The 18,632-nt window shown below is 34.1% G+C and carries 14 protein-coding genes, 2 tRNA genes, 1 pseudogene and 1 riboswitch; of the genes and pseudogenes, 9 read left to right on the forward strand and 8 right to left on the reverse strand.

The window, feature by feature from the left end; genetic code table 11:
• The first annotated feature begins 50 nt into the window (after positions 1-50).
• Together secDF and metE are read left to right on the forward strand one after the other, a co-directional pair.
• On the forward strand, positions 51-3,029 hold the full coding sequence (gene secDF, locus AC13CQ_RS09410) for a protein translocase subunit SecDF (protein WP_337901173.1): 2,979 nt from the start codon (positions 51-53) through the stop codon (positions 3,027-3,029).
• A gap of 262 nt (positions 3,030-3,291) precedes the next feature.
• Positions 3,292-3,480, forward strand: a riboswitch (cobalamin riboswitch).
• 140 nt (positions 3,481-3,620) lie between these two features.
• Positions 3,621-5,936: a 5-methyltetrahydropteroyltriglutamate--homocysteine S-methyltransferase gene (metE, locus tag AC13CQ_RS09415; RefSeq protein ID WP_456865575.1), complete on the forward strand. Its 2,316-nt coding sequence runs from the start codon at positions 3,621-3,623 to the stop codon at positions 5,934-5,936.
• A 106-nt stretch (positions 5,937-6,042) separates the two neighbouring features.
• On the opposite strand, the gene AC13CQ_RS09420 is transcribed toward metE, so the two are convergent.
• The 6 genes and pseudogenes from AC13CQ_RS09420 to folE form a co-directional block, all read right to left on the reverse strand.
• Entirely contained in the window at positions 6,043-6,537 is a 495-nt protein-coding gene (locus AC13CQ_RS09420) for a DUF192 domain-containing protein (protein ID WP_337901171.1), read from the reverse strand.
• Positions 6,534-7,364, reverse strand: a complete 831-nt coding sequence (gene lgt, locus AC13CQ_RS09425; protein WP_335588960.1) for a prolipoprotein diacylglyceryl transferase — start codon at positions 7,362-7,364, stop codon at positions 6,534-6,536. Before lgt ends, AC13CQ_RS09420 begins: the two co-directional genes overlap by 4 nt.
• A gap of 96 nt (positions 7,365-7,460) precedes the next feature.
• Complete coding sequence (gene yidD / locus AC13CQ_RS09430) at positions 7,461-7,685, reverse strand: membrane protein insertion efficiency factor YidD (RefSeq protein WP_083833455.1); 225 nt, start codon at positions 7,683-7,685, stop codon at positions 7,461-7,463.
• A gap of 70 nt (positions 7,686-7,755) precedes the next feature.
• Complete coding sequence (gene cysS, locus AC13CQ_RS09435; RefSeq protein ID WP_456865580.1) at positions 7,756-9,240, reverse strand: cysteine--tRNA ligase; 1,485 nt, start codon at positions 9,238-9,240, stop codon at positions 7,756-7,758.
• Between the two features lie 42 nt (positions 9,241-9,282).
• Positions 9,283-9,647, reverse strand: a pseudogene (locus AC13CQ_RS09440) (four helix bundle protein).
• Positions 9,648-9,794: 147 nt separating this feature from the next.
• Positions 9,795-10,475 carry a GTP cyclohydrolase I FolE gene (gene folE / locus AC13CQ_RS09445; protein WP_008612510.1) on the reverse strand — a complete coding sequence of 227 codons (681 nt, stop codon included), beginning with the start codon at positions 10,473-10,475 and terminating at the stop codon, positions 9,795-9,797.
• A gap of 622 nt (positions 10,476-11,097) precedes the next feature.
• Between folE and AC13CQ_RS09450 the strand changes: the two genes are divergently transcribed.
• The 3 genes from AC13CQ_RS09450 to AC13CQ_RS09460 are packed head-to-tail and all read left to right on the forward strand — an operon-like array spanning position 11,098 to position 13,176.
• Positions 11,098-11,529 (forward strand): SRPBCC family protein, encoded by a 432-nt coding sequence (locus AC13CQ_RS09450; protein ID WP_008612511.1) that lies wholly within the window; start codon positions 11,098-11,100, stop codon positions 11,527-11,529.
• A 50-nt stretch (positions 11,530-11,579) separates the two neighbouring features.
• Positions 11,580-12,503, forward strand: a complete 924-nt coding sequence (locus AC13CQ_RS09455) for a bestrophin family protein (protein ID WP_008612512.1) — start codon at positions 11,580-11,582, stop codon at positions 12,501-12,503.
• Positions 12,504-12,510: 7 nt separating this feature from the next.
• Positions 12,511-13,176, forward strand: a complete 666-nt coding sequence (locus tag AC13CQ_RS09460) for a class I SAM-dependent methyltransferase (protein WP_456865585.1) — start codon at positions 12,511-12,513, stop codon at positions 13,174-13,176.
• A gap of 316 nt (positions 13,177-13,492) precedes the next feature.
• Here the strand turns inward: AC13CQ_RS09460 and AC13CQ_RS09465 are convergent, their stop codons facing one another.
• Together AC13CQ_RS09465 and AC13CQ_RS09470 are read right to left on the reverse strand one after the other, a co-directional pair.
• Positions 13,493-15,025 (reverse strand): OmpP1/FadL family transporter, encoded by a 1,533-nt coding sequence (locus tag AC13CQ_RS09465; protein ID WP_456865588.1) that lies wholly within the window; start codon positions 15,023-15,025, stop codon positions 13,493-13,495.
• 93 nt (positions 15,026-15,118) lie between these two features.
• Positions 15,119-16,315 carry a hypothetical protein gene (locus tag AC13CQ_RS09470; RefSeq protein WP_482882872.1) on the reverse strand — a complete coding sequence of 399 codons (1,197 nt, stop codon included), beginning with the start codon at positions 16,313-16,315 and terminating at the stop codon, positions 15,119-15,121.
• A gap of 101 nt (positions 16,316-16,416) precedes the next feature.
• Here AC13CQ_RS09470 and proS point away from each other — a divergent pair, with 101 nt between their 5' ends.
• The 4 genes from proS to rpsT all read left to right on the forward strand — a co-directional run bounded on the left by proS (position 16,417) and on the right by rpsT (position 18,489).
• Positions 16,417-17,892: a proline--tRNA ligase gene (gene proS, locus AC13CQ_RS09475; protein ID WP_335588275.1), complete on the forward strand. Its 1,476-nt coding sequence runs from the start codon at positions 16,417-16,419 to the stop codon at positions 17,890-17,892.
• Positions 17,893-17,977: 85 nt separating this feature from the next.
• Positions 17,978-18,049: transfer RNA gene (locus tag AC13CQ_RS09480), tRNA-Glu, on the forward strand.
• Positions 18,050-18,106: 57 nt separating this feature from the next.
• A tRNA-Glu gene (locus AC13CQ_RS09485) sits at positions 18,107-18,178 on the forward strand.
• Positions 18,179-18,237: 59 nt separating this feature from the next.
• On the forward strand, positions 18,238-18,489 hold the full coding sequence (gene rpsT / locus AC13CQ_RS09490) for a 30S ribosomal protein S20 (RefSeq protein ID WP_008612518.1): 252 nt from the start codon (positions 18,238-18,240) through the stop codon (positions 18,487-18,489).
• Positions 18,490-18,632 lie beyond the last annotated feature (143 nt).

Below are 18,632 nucleotides of genomic sequence, written 5' to 3' on the forward strand. Positions count from 1 at the left end.
TAAACGCTATATTTGTCCGTTTTAAAAATTGACCATTAAATAAATTTAGAATGCAGAATAAAGGACTTATTAGGCTGTTTGCTATTTTGTTTGGAATTGTAAGTATCTATCAACTTTCATTTACATTCGTTGCGAATAAAGTGGATGCTGAAGCAGAAACTTATGCTTTAAACAAAATTTCAGATGCAGAAGAGAACTACGTAGCGAAGCGAGAAGCCGAAGAATCTAGGTATTTAGACTCTCTTAATAATGAAGAGGTTTTTAACCTTGGATTTGCTCAATTTACCTACGCAGAGGTAAAAGAAAAAGAATTAAACAAAGGACTTGACCTTAAAGGAGGTATCAATGTTATTCTTCAAATATCTGTAAAAGATATTTTAAAAGGATTGGCAAACAATACCAAAGATCCTGTTTTTAATAAAGCGCTAGCGCAAGCAGATGAGGCTTCTAAAAGCAGTCAAGACGATTATGTTGATATCTTTTTCCAAGAATTTGAGAAGGCTAGTACTGGAGCTACAAAATTAGCTTCTCCAGATATTTTTGCTAATAAATCCTTGAGCGAAGAAATCAATTTTCAAATGACAGATGATGAGGTAAAACCTATTATCCGTAGAAAAATTGATGAGTCTATCGTTTCAGCATTCGAAGTATTACGTAAGCGTATCGATAAATTTGGGGTTACACAACCAAATATTCAGCGTTTAGGAACTTCTGGACGTATTTTGGTAGAATTACCAGGAGCCAAAGATGTAGCTCGTGTACAAAACTTATTACAGAGTACAGCACAATTAGAGTTTTGGGAAACTTATAAAGCAGACCAAGTAGCTCCATTTTTAATTGCTGCAAATAATACTTTAAAAGATATTGTAAAAACAGAAACAAAAGAGGAAGTAAAAGAAGAAACTACTTCTGAAATAGATTCTCTTTTATCTGATGCTGCTGAAGATTCTTTAGATGTTGCTAACCAAGTAAATCCGCTTTTCGATTTAATTGCTAGTGGTGGAGCACAGGGTTCTCCAGTAATTGCAATGGTTGCAACTAAAGATACTGCTAAATTCAATGAGTATTTAAAGATGCCTCAAGTAAGACAGCAGCTTCCTAATAATCTTCAGTATGTAAAATTTGCATGGGGAATTCCACCAAAAGATACTCAGGTAGTTGAGTTGTATGCGTTAAAAGCTAATCGTGAGAACATTCCAGATATGAGTGGAGATGTAATTACAGATGCAGCTCAAGCATATGATATGGCTGGAAGACCTGCAGTTTCTATGCAAATGAATTCTAGAGGAGCAAAAATATGGGAAGAACTTACAGGAAAAGCATTTAGAGAGCAAGGTAATATTGCTATTGTTTTAGATAATATTGTTTATTCTGCACCTGGAGTTTCTAAAGGAGCTATCTCTGGTGGTAATTCTGAAATTTCTGGAAACTTTACCTTAGAAGAAGCAGACGATTTAGCAAATGTACTTAGAGCTGGTAAATTACCAGCATCTGCAGATATTATCCAATCGGAAGTTGTTGGACCATCATTAGGGCAAGAAGCTATAGATAGTGGAATGTTCTCTTTTATGGTTGCAATGGTATTGGTTTTAGTATGGATGCTTGTTTATTACGGTAGAGCAGGGATATTTGCAGATATTGCACTAGTATTTAATATTGTATTAATATTTGGAGTATTGGCTGGTTTAGGTGCGGTACTTACATTACCAGGTATTGCCGGTATCGTTTTAACAATTGGTATGTCGGTGGATGCTAACGTAATTATATTTGAGCGTATTAAGGAAGAATTAAGAGCTGGAAAAGGACAAATGCAAGCAATTGCAGATGGATTTAGCAATGCACTTTCTTCAATTCTTGATGCAAACATTACAACAGGTTTAACAGCAATTATTTTATTGTTATTCGGAACAGGACCAATTCAAGGTTTTGCTACCACTTTAATAATAGGTATTGCTACGTCATTATTTACAGCAATTTTTGTAACTAGATTATTAATTGAGTGGAATGTAAGAGGAGGTAAAAATCCGTTAACATTTACTACAGCAGTTACAAGTGCATTGCCTAAAAATCCTAATTTCGATTTCTTATCGAAACGTAAGATGGCTTATATTATCTCAGGTATTTTAATCTTAATTAGTTTAACATCTTTATTTACTAAAGGTTTAGAAGGTGGGGTAGATTTTGTTGGAGGACGTTCGTACCAAGTACGTTTTGTAAACCCAGTGAATCCATCTGAGATTGCGGCAGATTTAAATGATGTATTTGGAAATACAGAGGTAAAAACTTTTGGAGATGCTAATCAGGTTAAAATCACCACTAAATATAAGGTTGATGAAGAAGGAACTGCTGTAGATCAAGAAATCCAAAATAGTCTTTATGAAGCCGTTAAAAAGCATCTTCCAGAAGGAATAACTTATGAAGACTTTTCTAAAGGAAGTGGAACTGATAAAATCGGAATCTTACAATCTTTAAAAGTAGGACCTACAATTGCAGATGATATTAAGAAAAATGCTATTTGGGCAATTATCGGATCGTTAGCAGTAGTGTTCTTATACATCTTATTGCGTTTCCGTAGATGGCAATTCTCATTAGGAGCTGTAGCTGCAGTATTCCATGATGTATTGATAGTATTAGGAATTTTCTCAATTACATCTAGTATTATGCCATTTAATATGGAGGTAGATCAAGCATTTATTGCGGCAATCCTTACTGTAATTGGATATTCGTTAAATGATACCGTTATTGTATTTGACCGTATTAGAGAAGTGGTTAGAGAGAAAGGATGGAGAGGCGGAGATAATGCTAACGAAGCCTTGAATAGTACGTTGAGTAGAACATTAAATACTTCGTTAACTACTTTAGTGGTATTATTAGCAATCTTTATTTTTGGAGGTGAATCTTTAAGAGGATTTATGTTTGCAATGATTGTTGGTATTGCGGTAGGTACATATTCTTCATTGTTTATTGCAACTCCTGTTATGTTTGATACATTAAAGGATAAAGGAAATAAGAAGAAAGAAGTTCAATAGAACAAAAAATTCTATATAATATTTTAAAAGACTGTCTGAAAAGGCAGTCTTTTTTTTGTAATAGCGATTGTAGTGGATAGCTTTTGGCAAACTTTAGTTTGTGGTTTGCCAAATACTAGCAGCGGAAAGCGCGGTGGACACCTTTTTTTGGTGGCCAATTACCCTAATTATTTTTATAACATTTATAGCTAGTGGTGTTTTTAAAGTTTGTGTTTTCTAGAAATATATTACGTAGCTTTGTGCTTTAATTGGTTCTTTACATATTGATCAATCTAATTGCGGTTCTGCTTAAGGTAGAATAATAGGGAATTGTGTGAAAATCACAAGCTGTCGCGCAACTGTAAGTAACGAAAAAGTTTTTATCAATTAATCCACTGTTTTGAAAAGTTCAAAATGGGAAGGAGGTAAAAATGTTACAAGCCAGGAGACCTGCCGAAATTAAAATGATGATGCTTTCGCGACCTAAAGCAATAATCAAGAATTGATAGTTTAACACGCATTTTAATGGGTGAAATTTGCTATTGATTGTTGTTTTTAGTCGGAAAGCGCTTTGTGAAAATCCGAAGTGTTTAACAGATTAAAAACAAAAAAATGATCACACAAAATTTGGGCTACCCGCGTATAGGTGCCAAAAGAGAGCTTAAAAAAGCTTGTGAACAATATTGGTCTGGAAAGATTGATATTTCTGCCTTATTACAAGAAGGAAAGCGAATCCGAGAAGAGAATTGGAAGTTGCAAAAACAAACAGGGATTGACTTAATTCCTGTTAACGATTTTTCGTTTTACGACCAAGTCTTGGATATGACGCAAACTGTTGGAGCCATTCCAAAACGTTATTCTGATGTCTTTTTAGAAGAAGAAAATCCACTAGATCTTTATTTTGCCATGGCGCGTGGCTACCAGCATAATGGATTTGATATTACGGCTATGGAAATGACAAAATGGTTTGATACAAATTACCATTATATAGTTCCAGAATTTTACCAAGACCAAAAGTTTTCATTAACATCTACTAAGTTTTTAGATGAGTTTTTAGAAGCAAAATCGTTAGGAATTAATGCAAAGCCTGTGTTTGTTGGGCCTGTTTCTTATTTATTGTTAGGAAAAGAAAAAGATAAAGGCTTTAATCGTTTGCAATTAATAGATAAATTGTTGCCTGTTTATCTTGAAATCTTGTCTAAACTGACTGAAAACGGTGCTGAATGGGTTCAGTTTGATGAACCTTTTTTAGTGATGGATCTTACGGAGGCGGAAAAAGAAGTATATCAATCTGTTTATAAAACCATAGCAGCTCGTTTTCCTGAATTAAAAATTGTTTTAGCAACTTATTTTGGCGCACTAGAGGATAATATGGAGTGGGTGGTTAAGCTTCCTGTAAATGTATTGCACTTGGATTTGGTAAGAGGAGAAAATCAATTAGATTCTGTGTTAAAAAACATTCCAGATTCTTTAAAATTGTCTTTAGGAGTTGTTGATGGAAGGAATATTTGGAAGAATAATTTTGAGAATTCCCTCTCTTTAATTAAGAAAGCAGTATTGGCAATAGGGGAAGATAGGTTGATGCTTGCTCCATCTTGTTCGCTATTGCATTCGCCTTTTGATTTGGAGAATGAAACAGACGAAACTACACTTTCTTTGGAGGTTAAAAATTGGATGGCATTTGCAAAACAGAAAATTAAGGAAGTTGTTGTGTTAGCAGATTTAGGAGCTAACACTCCTTCTGATGAGGCAAAAATTGCTTTTGAAGCTAATAAAAAAGCAATGCTTTCTAAGCAGGAGTCAAAACTTATTCATAATGCAGCTGTTCAAAAAGCTGTACATAATATAACGGAAGATTTAAGTAAGCGTACAAGTAAATTTGAAGCAAGGCAAGTATTGCAGCAAAACAGTTTAAGGCTTCCATTATTTCCAACTACGACTATTGGTTCTTTTCCGCAAACAAAAGATGTAAGGTTGTTGCGTTCTCAATTAAAAAGGAATGTTCTTTCTGAGGAGGCGTATGAAAAAGGAATTAAAGCTGAAATTGAAAACGCTATAAAATGGCAAGAAGAGATTGGATTAGATGTGCTTGTTCATGGGGAGTTTGAAAGAAATGATATGGTAGAATATTTTGGGGAGCAGCTTGAAGGTTTTGCATTCACTAAATTTGGATGGGTACAGAGTTATGGTTCTAGAGCTGTAAAACCTCCAATTATTTATGGAGATGTAGATAGAGTAAACCCGATGACGGTGGCTTGGACAGCTTACGCTCAAGAGCAAACAGATTTACCTGTAAAAGGGATGCTAACGGGGCCAGTCACCATTTTACAATGGTCATTTGTAAGGAACGATCAGTCGAGAGAAAAGACAACAAACCAGATTGCATTGGCTATCCGGAAGGAAGTTCAGGATTTAGAAAAAGCTGGAATAAAAATTATTCAAATTGATGAGCCTGCTATTCGAGAAGGACTGCCTTTAAGAAGAGGTGCTTGGCAAGCCTATTTAGATTGGGCTATAAAAGCTTTTAGGATAAGTGCGTCTGGTGTTGAAGATGAAACGCAAATCCATACACATATGTGTTATTCTGAATTTAATGATATTATAGAGAGCATTGCAGCGATGGATGCGGATGTTATTACCATAGAAACGTCTCGTTCTCAAATGGAGTTGCTCGATGCTTTTGTAGATTTTAAATATCCAAATGAGATAGGTCCAGGGGTGTATGATATCCATTCGCCAAGAGTTCCAAACAAAGAGGAAATGGAAGATCTAATTAAGAAAGCGGCAGCTTTAATTCCTGTAAGAAACTTATGGGTTAATCCAGATTGCGGACTTAAAACGCGTGGTTGGCAGGAAACAAATGATGCTTTAGTGGAAATGGTAGGTGCTGCAAAAGCACTTAGAGAAAAGTATCAGGTAGAAGTTTAGTTTTTGCTTTCCAGACTTCGAGTATTTGCTTCGAGGTTATTTATATTTAACTGGTCTTTTTTATGCTTGTCGGAATGTAAAACCATTTCCGACAGGCAAGACTGGTTTACATTTCAGAATAATTTATACTGTCGCCTACTTTAAGACTCCATGTATCTGCCATTCCTCCGTTTAATTCTAAAACATATTGTGCAGGAGCATTAGAAGGAAGGGAAGACTCATTCATTGGGTGTGCATTTTTAACCATGCTAACAATCTTCATTTTATTGCTGATGTAAATGATGTCCAAAGGGATTTCAGTATTTTTCATATAAAAATAACGAGGTTGCTCATCTTTAAAAATAAAAAGCATTCCTTGTTTTTTTTCCATTGAAGAACGATACATTAGTCCAGTTTGACGTTCGTATTCATTATCGGCAATTTCAATATCTATTTTGGAAACTATAATAGAATCTTTACGAGAAATGGATAATTCCCCTTCTTTAGTAAAAGAAACTTCTTCTGTTTTTACCTCTTTTTGTGAGGAATTAGTGTTGCAACTTACTAACGATAAACAAAGCACAACAAAAGCTAGAATAATACGAACTAAAACGTTTATCATGATACCTTTTTTGATGATTTGTAGAAAAACATAAGGTATAATCCAAAAAGAACAAAAGGAATACTTAACCACTGTCCAGTAGAGAATACGCCAAGAGCCGATTCAAATCCGCCTTGAGATTTTTTATAGAATTCTGCAATAAAACGCACTGTCCAAGTAAGTACTAGCCAAAGACCGAACATATAACCAAGGTTGTCTTTTTTGTCAGTTTTCCAATACGTATATAATAAAGCAATAAATACAAATACATAACCAAAAGCCTCATAGAGTTGTGCTGGATGTCTAGGGAAGGTTTCTCCTAATTGCTTAAAAATTACTCCGTAATCTGAGCCTGTTGGTTTTCCTACAATTTCAGAATTAAAAAAGTTTCCAAGTCTAACAAAAACTCCACCTATGGCTACGGGAATTGTAATTCTATCTAGAATCCATAGCATTGGTTTTTTAATAACTTTTTTGCTGTACAAGTACATAGCTATAATAACTCCAATAGCTGCACCATGACTAGCAAGGCCTCTAAAACCTGTAAATTCAAATGAGGGGCTAAATTTAAAAGGGAGGATAATGCTAAGAGGGTCTTCTAAAAACATGCTTGGTTCGTAGAAAATAAAATGCCCTAATCGAGCACCAATAAGCACAGAGAGCACCATGTAAATAAACAGAGAATCTAGCGCTTCTTCAGACTGATTTTCATTTTTATATACTTTCTTCATTAAAAACCAACCTAATGAAAAAGCAATAACAAACATTAAACTGTAATAACGTAATTGGAAAAAACCAAGGTCTAAGAGAACCCCGTTAGGATCCCAAGTGATACTTAAAAAGTGCATTCTCGTTTATTTTGAGGTAAATATAACTAATTGATGGTTTATGAAGAAGTGTTTTTTCTTATATAAAGTTAAAACTATCTAAACAAATAAATTGAATTAAGGAACAGGATCATAGCCAGAACCTCCCCATGGGCCGCAACTTAATATTCTTTTAATAGAGAGCCAACCGCCTTTAAAAAGTCCATGCTTTTTAAGTGCTTCCAAGGTGTATTGAGAGCAAGTAGGAGAATAGCGACAAGTAGCAGGGGTAAAAGGCGATATAGCCGCCTGATAAAAGCGAACTAAAAAAATAAAAGGCGCTATAAGAATTTTCTTTAAAATAATTTTAAGCTTAATAGTTTATAAAATGAAGGTTTTGGTTGTAATGTAATTTTTGACCAAAACCTAAAGCTTAGTTTAAACTAAACGTAGTACCGTCTTTACCATCTTTTAGTTCAACTCCTAAAGCTGCTAATTGATCTCTAATTTTATCTGAAGTAGCAAAGTCTTTATTAGCTCTTGCTTCTGCACGAAGCTGAATTAATAGCTCTACAGTTCCAGTTAATTTATCAGAAGAATTATATTGGGCGCTTCTTTCGTCTTGCAAGCCAAGAACTTCAAAAATAAAAGCTTGCATGGTTTCCTTTATAATTGCTAAATCTTCTTGTGTAATAGTAGCTTTCTCTTCTTTTATAAGGTTGATTTGCTTTACAGCTTCAAAAAGATTTGCTATTAGAATCGGACTATTAAAATCGTCATTCATAGCATCATAGCAACTTTGTTTCCATAGTTTGCTATCAAAACTAGAAGAACTTCCTGTTTTTAAATTGTTAATTGTGTGGAAGGCATCCATAAGGCGGTTAAACCCTTTTTCGGATGCTATAAGAGCTTCATTACTAAAATCTAAAATACTACGATAATTGGCTTGAAGCATAAAAAAACGAGTAACAGATGGGGTAAAAGCCTTGTCTAAAATGTCGTTGTTGCCTGTAAAAATTTCATTTGGTAAGATATTATTACCAGTAGATTTAGCCATTTTCTTTCCATTTAAAGTAAGAAGATTGGCGTGCATCCAATAGTTTACGGGACTAATACCTGTGGAGGCTTCCGCTTGTGCTATTTCACATTCGTGGTGTGGGAATTTTAGATCCATTCCCCCTCCGTGGATATCAAAATGATCTCCTAGGTATTTGGTACTCATAGTAGTACATTCTAAATGCCATCCAGGGAAACCATCACTCCAAGGAGAAGGCCAACGCATTATGTGTTGCGGTTCTGCTTTTTTCCAAAGCGCAAAATCCTGCGGGTTTTTCTTTTCAGATTGCCCAGCGGTTTCGCGGGTGTTATGTATAAGGTCTTCTACTTTACGTTTGCTCAGTTTTCCGTATTCATTAGTTTGGTTAAACTTTAAAACGTCAAAATAAACAGAGCCATTTACAACATATGCAAAGCCATTATCTATAATTTCATTAATTACCTCTATTTGTTCAATAATATGTCCTGTAGCTGTTGGCTCAATACTAGGAGGTAAATTATTGAATTTATTGAGGGTATTGTGGAAGTCAACAGTATAGCGTTGCACTACTTCCATAGGTTCAATCTGTTCTAAACGTGCTTTTTTTGCAATCCTATCTTCCCCTACATCGGCATCGTTTTCTAAATGCCCTGCATCGGTGATATTTCTTACATAACGAACTTTGTATCCTAAGTGTTTAAGGTATCTAAAAACTAAATCAAAAGACATAAAAGTCCTAACATTACCTAAATGAACATTGCTGTAAACAGTCGGGCCGCAAACATACATTCCTACATAACCTTCCGTAATTGGTTTAAAAACTTCTTTCTCTCCAGTAATCGAATTGTAAATTTTTAATTCGTTAGTTTGATATAGTTGCATTTTATTGTTTAGTCGTTAAGTAGTTATTTAATTGACGTTTGTTTATTTTTTACTAAGATAATAGTTTCTTAATGAATTTATTTTATTGGTTATCTTTTCAATAACTTTTCTAATACGGTCATAATCTTCTTCGGAAACATAGTTTAGTTCTTTAGCAATAATAATCAAATTTAAGGTTTCGGTTGTGGATCTATATGCTATTACCATAATCGAGTTCGGTTTTTGTGCGTATGTTTGCTAGAACCTTCAGCAATATTTGAGGTAATAGATAAAGAGCTACGTTGAAGTTGAGATGTGAAATTAAAACTTTCAAAACTTGGGAAACTTTTGGCCAATAAGTAGATTTCTTTAATCAATTCTTTGGATTCAACCCAAACCTTTAATTTTTCGAAAGCATATTGATGCATAGCGACTTTTTTATAAATTATTCCCTTATAGGTTTAATTCTTCAACATCTGCTTTTTAGTCTATCTAAGGGCTCTGCGTCGAAATGAGTTAATTTGATTCAAAGTACATTTTAACACTTTACCGTTTTATCAGCTAAACACCTTATCTTAAAACTCCGTATCTAATTTAATGTAATCTAAAAACTCTCTTCTAACAGCTGGATCTTTAAACTTTCCACCAAATTCTGCAGTTACCGTGCTGCTTTCAATATCTCTAATTCCTCGAGAGTTTACACATAGGTGTTTTGCATCAATCACACAGGCAACATCTTTAGTGCCAAGCGCTCTTTGAAGTTCTTGAACAACTTGCATAGTCATACGTTCTTGTACTTGCGGACGTTTTGCGTAATAATCAACAATTCTATTCATTTTTGAAAGTCCAACAACACTTCCGTTAGAGATATAAGCAATGTGTGCTCTACCAACAATTGGTAATAAATGGTGCTCACATGTAGAGTATACAGTAATGTTTTTTTCCACAAGCATTTCCCCATATTTGTATTTATTGGAGAATGTAGAAGCTTTTGGTTTTCTATCTGGGTGTAATCCAGCAAAGATTTCTTTTACAAACATTTTAGCAACTCTCCTAGGAGTTCCTCGTAAACTATCGTCTGTTAAATCCAAACCTAAAGTCTCCATAATATTATAGACTTGAGATTCTATTTGTTCTATTTTTTCATCATCAGATATGTCAAAAGCATCTTTTCTCATAGGAGTTTCCGCTGCAGATGATACATGGTCGTTACCCAATTCTTCAAAATGATCTTCTAAAGCTTTATCTATTTTCATATGTTTATTTTTATTGCTTTTTAAACCCTCATTGAGGGTTTTATTCCCCGACGTTCTACGTCGAAATGGATTAAAATATTTTTCCTTTGAATACCTCGTAGGCTTGCCTCGAGGTAGTTGATTGGTTATATAACATCCAAATAATCATTTTGCTGTGTGTCTAACAAATTAGACAAGGATGCTTTTATACCATTTTTTAATATGTTTTATTACTAACCAACTATATAAAGAGCTTAATCGTATAACTATAAAAGCGTAAAAGTTGGCAATAAAAAAAATTGACAGCAAAGATACATATTTATAGCCTATTAACGTTAATATTGTGGTAAGTTGAATTCATTTTATTTTTTATCAACCTACCTAATATAACTAATAAAGAGATTAGCTCCTTTTTTGTTAGTTGTATTTTTATTTGAAACCTTTCAAATATGTAAAAGACATTTTACTTGATAATCGAGATTTAAGTGCTCTAAAGCTTGCCTTGAGTTTGCAGAAAGGCTTGCGTCGAAATATTTTTTAGGATTTTCTTTTAACGCCTCGGAAGCTTGCTCTGAGGTAGTTTATTATAAAACGATAATTTACCTAAACTGATGCTTTTAATTTTTAAATATTAAGATTTTAAATGAAGGATCAAACAATTATTGAAGAAATAGCTGTAAATGCAAAAATAGAGAAGGTATGGGAAGCGATAACAATGCCTGAAAAAATGAAACAATGGTATTTTGAGGTGCATAACTTTAAACTAGAACGAGGAAATGAGTTTTATTTTTACGAACCAAATGGTACAAATTTTAAGCATGTTTGTAAAGTAATAGATGTAGTGCCGGGTAAGAGAATTCGCCATTCTTGGAGTTATCCAGAATATTCAAAAGGGATTTCTATAGTAACGTGGAAATTAACAGCTAAAGAAAATGTTACCTATATAAGATTAAGTCATAGTGGAATTGAAAATTTTTCGGATGCAGGCTCCGATTTGGCTTATGATAATTTTAAAGCAGGATGGGGGGAAATAGTACAAAAATGTTTCCCAGAATTTTTAAAAGATAATAGGTAATTCGTTTGCAATGGAATAAGTATCTTTATAGATATAAATTATACATTCCAATGCTCATATCCAAAAAAGTTAACATCTATAGAATTTTAAGCGGAACGTGGCGACATTTTTTTTATGAAATTGTTGCCTGTGTTTCTGCTTATTTTGTGTACAGATATGTAGAGTCTATTCATGTTTTTGACTCCATAATTGTTTCGAGTATTATTCCTACAATTTTAGGTACCGCACTAGCATTTTTTATAGGTTTTAATAATAATCAGGCATACGACCGTTGGTGGGAAGCTAGAAAAATTTGGGGAGCATTAGTAAATGATTCCAGAAGCTGGGCAAGACAAGTTTTCTATTATATTGAAGATTTGGGGAGTTCTTCGGATCTAATTAATCCCATAAAAGTAAAATTGATTTACCGACATATAGCATTCCTTTATGCTTTAAAAGATAACCTTCGAAACGATGCGGAAGAGCAATACCGAATTTATTTGTCGGCGGAAGATTATGAAGCTATCAGTAAAGAATCGAATAAGGCAAATGCCCTATTGAATTTACAAACCAAAGATATTGAAGCGCTCAGTAAAAATAAATCTATAGATGGATTTAAGTTTTTGGAGCTTAATAAAATGCTTGTGAATTTTTGTGATGAAATGGGAATGTCTGAACGTATTAAAAATACAGTTTTTCCAACAACTTATAATTTTTACACGCGTGTATTTGTGTGGATTTTTATAATTAGTGTAACATGGTCGGCTGTAGACGATATGGGAGCATGGTCAATTATTGTAGGGATACTTGTAGGTTATATTTTCTTGACTACACATAAAATTGGAATGGCGCTTTTAAATCCGTTTGATAATATTCCAACGGGAATTCCTTTAAATCAGATTACGCGAACCATCGAAATAAATTTATTAGAATTATTGAAAGAACAAAATATTCCTGAGCCTGTTCAAAGTGTAAACGGAGAATATATAATGTAGTTTTTAAATGAAGAAGTCTGATTTAGATATAATTGCATCTCAATTAGAAAACCCTAAAGGAGCTAAAGGTCTAGAAATGGGAGATATGATGCATGCTACAAATATAGAAATGACTAAAAGTGCAATTGCTGTACTTTCTATAGAAAATAAGGATGAAGTTTTAGAAATAGGACATGGTAATGCAAAACATATAAAAGAAATTTATTCTCAAGCCAATAATTTGCAGTATTCTGGAATAGATATTTCTGAAGTAATGCATAAAGAGGCTATAAAAAATGCTGAAGCTATAAATGCAGGGGCTAAATTTTATTTATATAATGGATGGGAATTTCCTTTTCAAGAGGAAGTTTTTAATAAAATATTTACGGTAAATACAATTTATTTTTGGAAAGAACCTTCTAATTTTTTAGATGAAATATATAGGGTAATGCGTCCAAAAGGGATTTTTACAATTTGTTATGCTCAAAAAGATTTTATGAAGCGCTTGCCTTTTGTAAATGAAAAATTCAAGTTGTATAATAATGAAGATATAAAAGATTTAATTTTAAAGTCGAAGTTTTTATTGGAGGATATTATAAATAAAAGTGAAGAAGTTAAATCTAAAACAGGAGAAGTTGTAACTCGCAACTACTCTGTAGCGATTTTGAAAAAAGAGATGTTTTCTAAAGAATAAATAAAGAGTATGATGTTTAACGTGAGTTCGACATGAAAATTATGAATATATAAGAAAGCTGACCTATTTAAAAGGTGTTTAGTTGAATCTATTCTATATTTAGATTTATATCAAACGTACGATATTTAATAAAAAAACTCATTTAAGTTAGGCTAAACTTAAATGAGTTTGAAATATGTTGTATAGATACTTTAATCCCTTATTGAGGGTTGTTTTGTTCCCCAAAGCCTGTCCAGAGTTTACCGAAGGGCTCTATGCCTTAATGGATTAGAATATTTTTCTTTGAATACCTCGTAGGCTTGTCTCGAGTTTATTTTTATAAATTAAAAGTAAGCGATAAAGTTACGTTTGTATTTTTATTATCAATTGCAGCAACAGAGGTAAGTCCTGTGTTGTATAGTTGAACGTTATAATCTCTATATGCTTGACTAAATCCTAAGTCTAATTTTGTAGCACCAAAACTATAACCAGCACCTAAAGAATATCCGTTAAGATTTCCCATGGTAAATTCATCTTTATATGGGCTACCTTCGAAGCGGTACCCGCCTCTAAAACTAAATCTTTTAACTCTAAATTCTCCACCAACTCTAACCGTAGAAACAGCTTGAAATTCATTCTCAATAACACGATTTTCTTCAGCAAAAAAAGAATCGAAAGTTGGTTTTAATTTAGCGTTAGACATGTCTTGGTAGGTATAATCTAAACTTAATAATCCATAAGGACCAAAAATAAAAGCCATACTTCCAGTTAATTTACCGGGAATGTAGATGTCGTAATCCGGAAAAATAATAGAACTATTTGGAGTGGCTTCAGAATATGTAGCCTCAGTATCTCCTGGATTTGCTAAAAAGTCGGTATTTATGTTTTGAAATAATTCATCGGTCATTCCATACCATGTAGGAGATTGGTAACTTGCTCCAACACGTACCATATTACTTAGTTTAGCAATTCCTCCAATATTAAAAGAGAATCCATTTCCGTAGGTATATAAATCGTTATCAAATTGGACATATTGTAATTTAGAATCAGAATCGTATCCATACTCATCAAACTGAGAGATTCTTCTGCGTTCTAAGCTGTGGAAATTTAAACCAAAACCTAAATAAATGTTATCTGTGTATTGAGAAGCAAAGTTTAAAGTGTATTTACTGTCATAACCAGAAGTTATTACTAATTGTTCTTGATCTATGCCATTTGCGTAGCTTGCGTTTGAAACATAATTTGTTTCATCAGGGTTATCGGTGGTAGCAGGGTCAATAATATAATTTTGATACCCTAAAAAACCTTGTTGTGCATTGTAGCCTAAATCGCGACCTATATTGATATATGCTTGTGTTATGTTCTCATTATCTAAAGGCTCTAAATTTCCTACTTTGTAGCCGTCTGCATTATTTAAAAAATAGTTGGCTATAGAAGTGTTTCCAGTTCCAATAGCTAAAAACTCATTTTCAAAATTATTATTTAACTCGTAATTAAAAGCCATGGTAAATTTTTTCCATGGAGAAGAAGTGTTTCCGTTATTAAAAACTAAAACACCTCCAATTTGATTAAGTTTTAACTGAGAAAAATCTGTGTTACTTTCACCGTCAAAATAGCGAGTGTTGTTATTAATATTATAATTCGCCATAGAAATAGTGAATGCAGTATTTGTAAAAACAGCCGACCCTGCAGGGTTGATGTTTATGGCAGACATGTCTCCACCTAATGCCCCAAAGGCTCCACTCATACTTTGGTAGCGGGCAGTACCATTTAGATTGTCACTACCATATAGAGCTACGTCATTTCGATTTTGTGCAAAAGCACCTACAGCGAATATGAAAGTCGCCAAAAATAAAATTTGATTTCTCATTTGATTCCTATGTATTCGGTAATTTAATTCTATTAAGTTGTAGTGTAGTTTGAAAAAGGCTTGCAAACTTTAAGAAGGCAAGCCTTTGTGTTTTTATCTACCTCTTCCACCGCTTCTAGAGCCACCACCTCTAGAGCCACCGCCGCTAGAAGATCTTGAGCTACCTCCGCTAGATCTTGAGAAAGATCCACTACTTCTGCTGGAAGACGATCTAGAATAGCTAGAGTTACTTCTGTTAGAAGAAGATGATCTAGAATAACTAGAGTTACTTCTGCTAGAGGATGTAGGTCTTGAATAGCTAGAATTGCTTCTGCTAGAAGAAGAAGATCTAGAATATCCATTAGTACTTCTATTTGTTGTTGTACTTCTTGAAGAAGAATTTGCACTTCTAGAATATCCAGAAGTTCTATTGTATCTTCCTCCATCTACACCAACTCTTGCGCTATTAGAGTATCCGCTTCTGTTAACGCTACTTCTGCTTCTTGTATTACCAGTTTGTGAAGATCTAGAATACCCTCTAGAAGATCTTGTTGCGGTGTTAGAACGTCTTGCGTTCTCGTTATGACGTGCAATTGCAGCTGTATTTCTTCCGTAGTAACCTCTTCTAGAATTGGTGTAAGCATATCTATGGTTTCCGTAATATGGTCTGTAGTATCCACCACCATACCAGCCACCGCCGTAACCCCATCCTGGTCTATATGGGTAACCCCATCCCCAGCTTAGAGCCCAGCCACCGCCGTAAAAGCCACCATACCAGCCGCCACCATAACCCCATGGGCCATAATATCCGCCGTAATAAGGTCCCCAAAATGGGTCGTACCAACCGCCGTAACCATATCCGTAACCTCCATATCCATAACCCCAATTGTTGGAGTAGACATTTACAACTGTACTCTCAGGATTTTCTCCCCATCCAGGGTTTCCTTCGTTATAGTCTAAAACATAATCTTGAGAGACATCTGTACTGTCTACATCAGTACTAGAATATCCATTAACGTCTGTGAATATTTCATTCTGTTCTTGGTACTCTATGGCCTGACCTAACATTTCAGCTCTATTATTGAAATAACTTTCATAATCAGTTATAACAACATTAGGTGTGGTAGTCTGCTTCTGTTGGTTATCATTGGTGTTTTTAGTATCGTCATAATATGCAATATCATTATCATATATTCCATCATTATCATAGTATGATGCTTGTTCGTAAGAACCGCATGAACCTACAAGAACTCCAATGACCAAAACAGTCAAACTGACTTTAAAATTTCTAGGAATGTATAGTGTTTTCATCATTGCAAATATTTATTGTTGAACATAACAAAAATAGTTAGTTTTGTCAAACTATTTATTACATTTAACTAAGGTGCAAGTTTTGTGCCAAACTACATATAATGGGCAAGAATTTAACAAAGAGAAGTGAAGATTATTCAAAATGGTATAACGAGCTGGTTTCCAAGGCAGATCTAGCAGAGAATTCTGCAGTTAGAGGTTGTATGGTTATTAAGCCTTATGGGTATGCTATTTGGGAGAAAATGCAAGCGCAATTAGATAAGATGTTTAAAGAAACTGGACATGAAAATGCTTATTTTCCATTATTCATTCCAAAATCATATTTAAGTAAAGAGGCAGCTCATGTTGATGGTTTTGCTAAAGAATGTGCTGTTGTTACTCATTATAGATTAAAGAATGCAGAAGATGGAAGCGGAGTTATTGTAGATCCAGAGGCTAAATTAGAAGAAGAACTTATTGTGCGTCCAACTTCAGAAACTATTATTTGGGATACTTATAGAAAGTGGATTCAATCTTATAGAGATTTACCTATTTTGGTTAATCAATGGGCAAATGTAGTTCGTTGGGAATTGAGAACTCGTATGTTTTTAAGAACATCAGAGTTTTTATGGCAAGAAGGGCATACTGCACATGAAACTAAAGAAGAAGCTATTAAGGAGGCAGAACAAATGATGCATGTTTATGCAGAATTTGCTGAAACTTTTATGGGAGTTCCAGTAATAAAAGGTGTTAAAACAGATAGCGAACGTTTTGCTGGTGCTGTAGAAACGTATTGTATTGAAGCGTTAATGCAAGACGGAAAAGCATTGCAAGCTGGGACATCTCACTTTTTAGGTCAGAATTTTGCAAAAGCTTTTGATGTTAAGTATACCACTAGAGAAGGGAAACAAGAGCATGTATGGGCTACCTCATGGGGAGTTTCTACAAGGTTAATGGGAGCTTTAATTATGATGCATAGTGATGATAACGGATTAGTATTGCCTCCAAAATTAGCACCTATTCAGGTTGTTATTGTTCCAATACATAAAGGAGAAGAGCAATTGGATGCTATTTCTGAGCGTGTAAATCCATTAGTTAAAGAATTAAGGTCAAAAGGAATTTCTGTTAAATTTGATGATAGAGATACTTACAAGCCAGGTTGGAAATTTAATGAGTATGAGTTAAAAGGTGTGCCATTGAGATTGGCTATTGGAATGCGAGACATGGAAAATAACACCTATGAATTGGCTCGTAGAGATACGCTTTCTAAGGAAGTGGTTTCTGCAGATGGAGTTGTAGAAAGAATAGAAGGCTTGCTTGATGAGATTCAAGAAACAATTTATAAAAAAGCTGTAGATTATAGAGATAGTCATATTACAGAGGTGAATAATTTTGATGAGTTTAAAGAACTTTTAGAAACTAAAGGAGGATTTTTATCGGCGCATTGGGATGGTACAACAGTTACAGAAGACAAGATAAAAGAGCTTACAAAAGCAACCATTCGTTGTATTCCTCTGAATTTCAAGGAAGAAAATGGCGTTTGTGTGTATTCTGGAAAGCCTTCCAAACAACGAGTTTTATTTGCAAAAGCGTACTAACTAAAAAAAAATAAAAAAAATCATTTCTAAGTATTGCATGATTTAAAAATAGTTGTATTTTTGCATCCGCAATTAAGGAAATAATGGTCCGTTCGTCTAGGGGTTAGGACGCCAGGTTTTCATCCTGGTAACAGGGGTTCGATTCCCCTACGGACTACAAAAGATTGAGTTCATTAAAATATACGGAGAATATCCGTAGCTCGAAAGAGCAATTGGTCCGTTCGTCTAGGGGTTAGGACGCCAGGTTTTCATCCTGGTAACAGGGGTTCGATTCCCCTACGGACTACTATAAAGTATAACATGGCGCAGGAGAAAATTTCTACTGTTTGTAAAAATTAAGAAAAGATGGCAAATCACAAGTCGGCATTAAAGAGAATTAGAAGAAACGAAGCAGTTCGTTTAAGAAATAAATATCAGCATAAAACTGTACGTAACGCAATCAAAAAATTACGTTCTACAGAGGATAAAAAAGATGCAGAAACTTTATTACCATCTGTTATCAGTATGATTGATAGATTAGCAAAGAAAAATATTATTCACGCTAACAAAGCTGGAAACTTAAAATCAGGATTGACTAGAAGAGTTACTGCTCTTTAAACATTAATTCTTAGTTATACAATATTATAAACGCTCCGCTACTTTGTGGAGCGTTTTTTTTAGTTTTTACACCCTGCTCGGGATTTAAACAATTGCTTCAGGTGAAGCTTTCTGTGAGGAATAATAAAAATAATTTACGCTTT

This window comes from Galbibacter sp. L-19 (assembly GCF_056857615.1).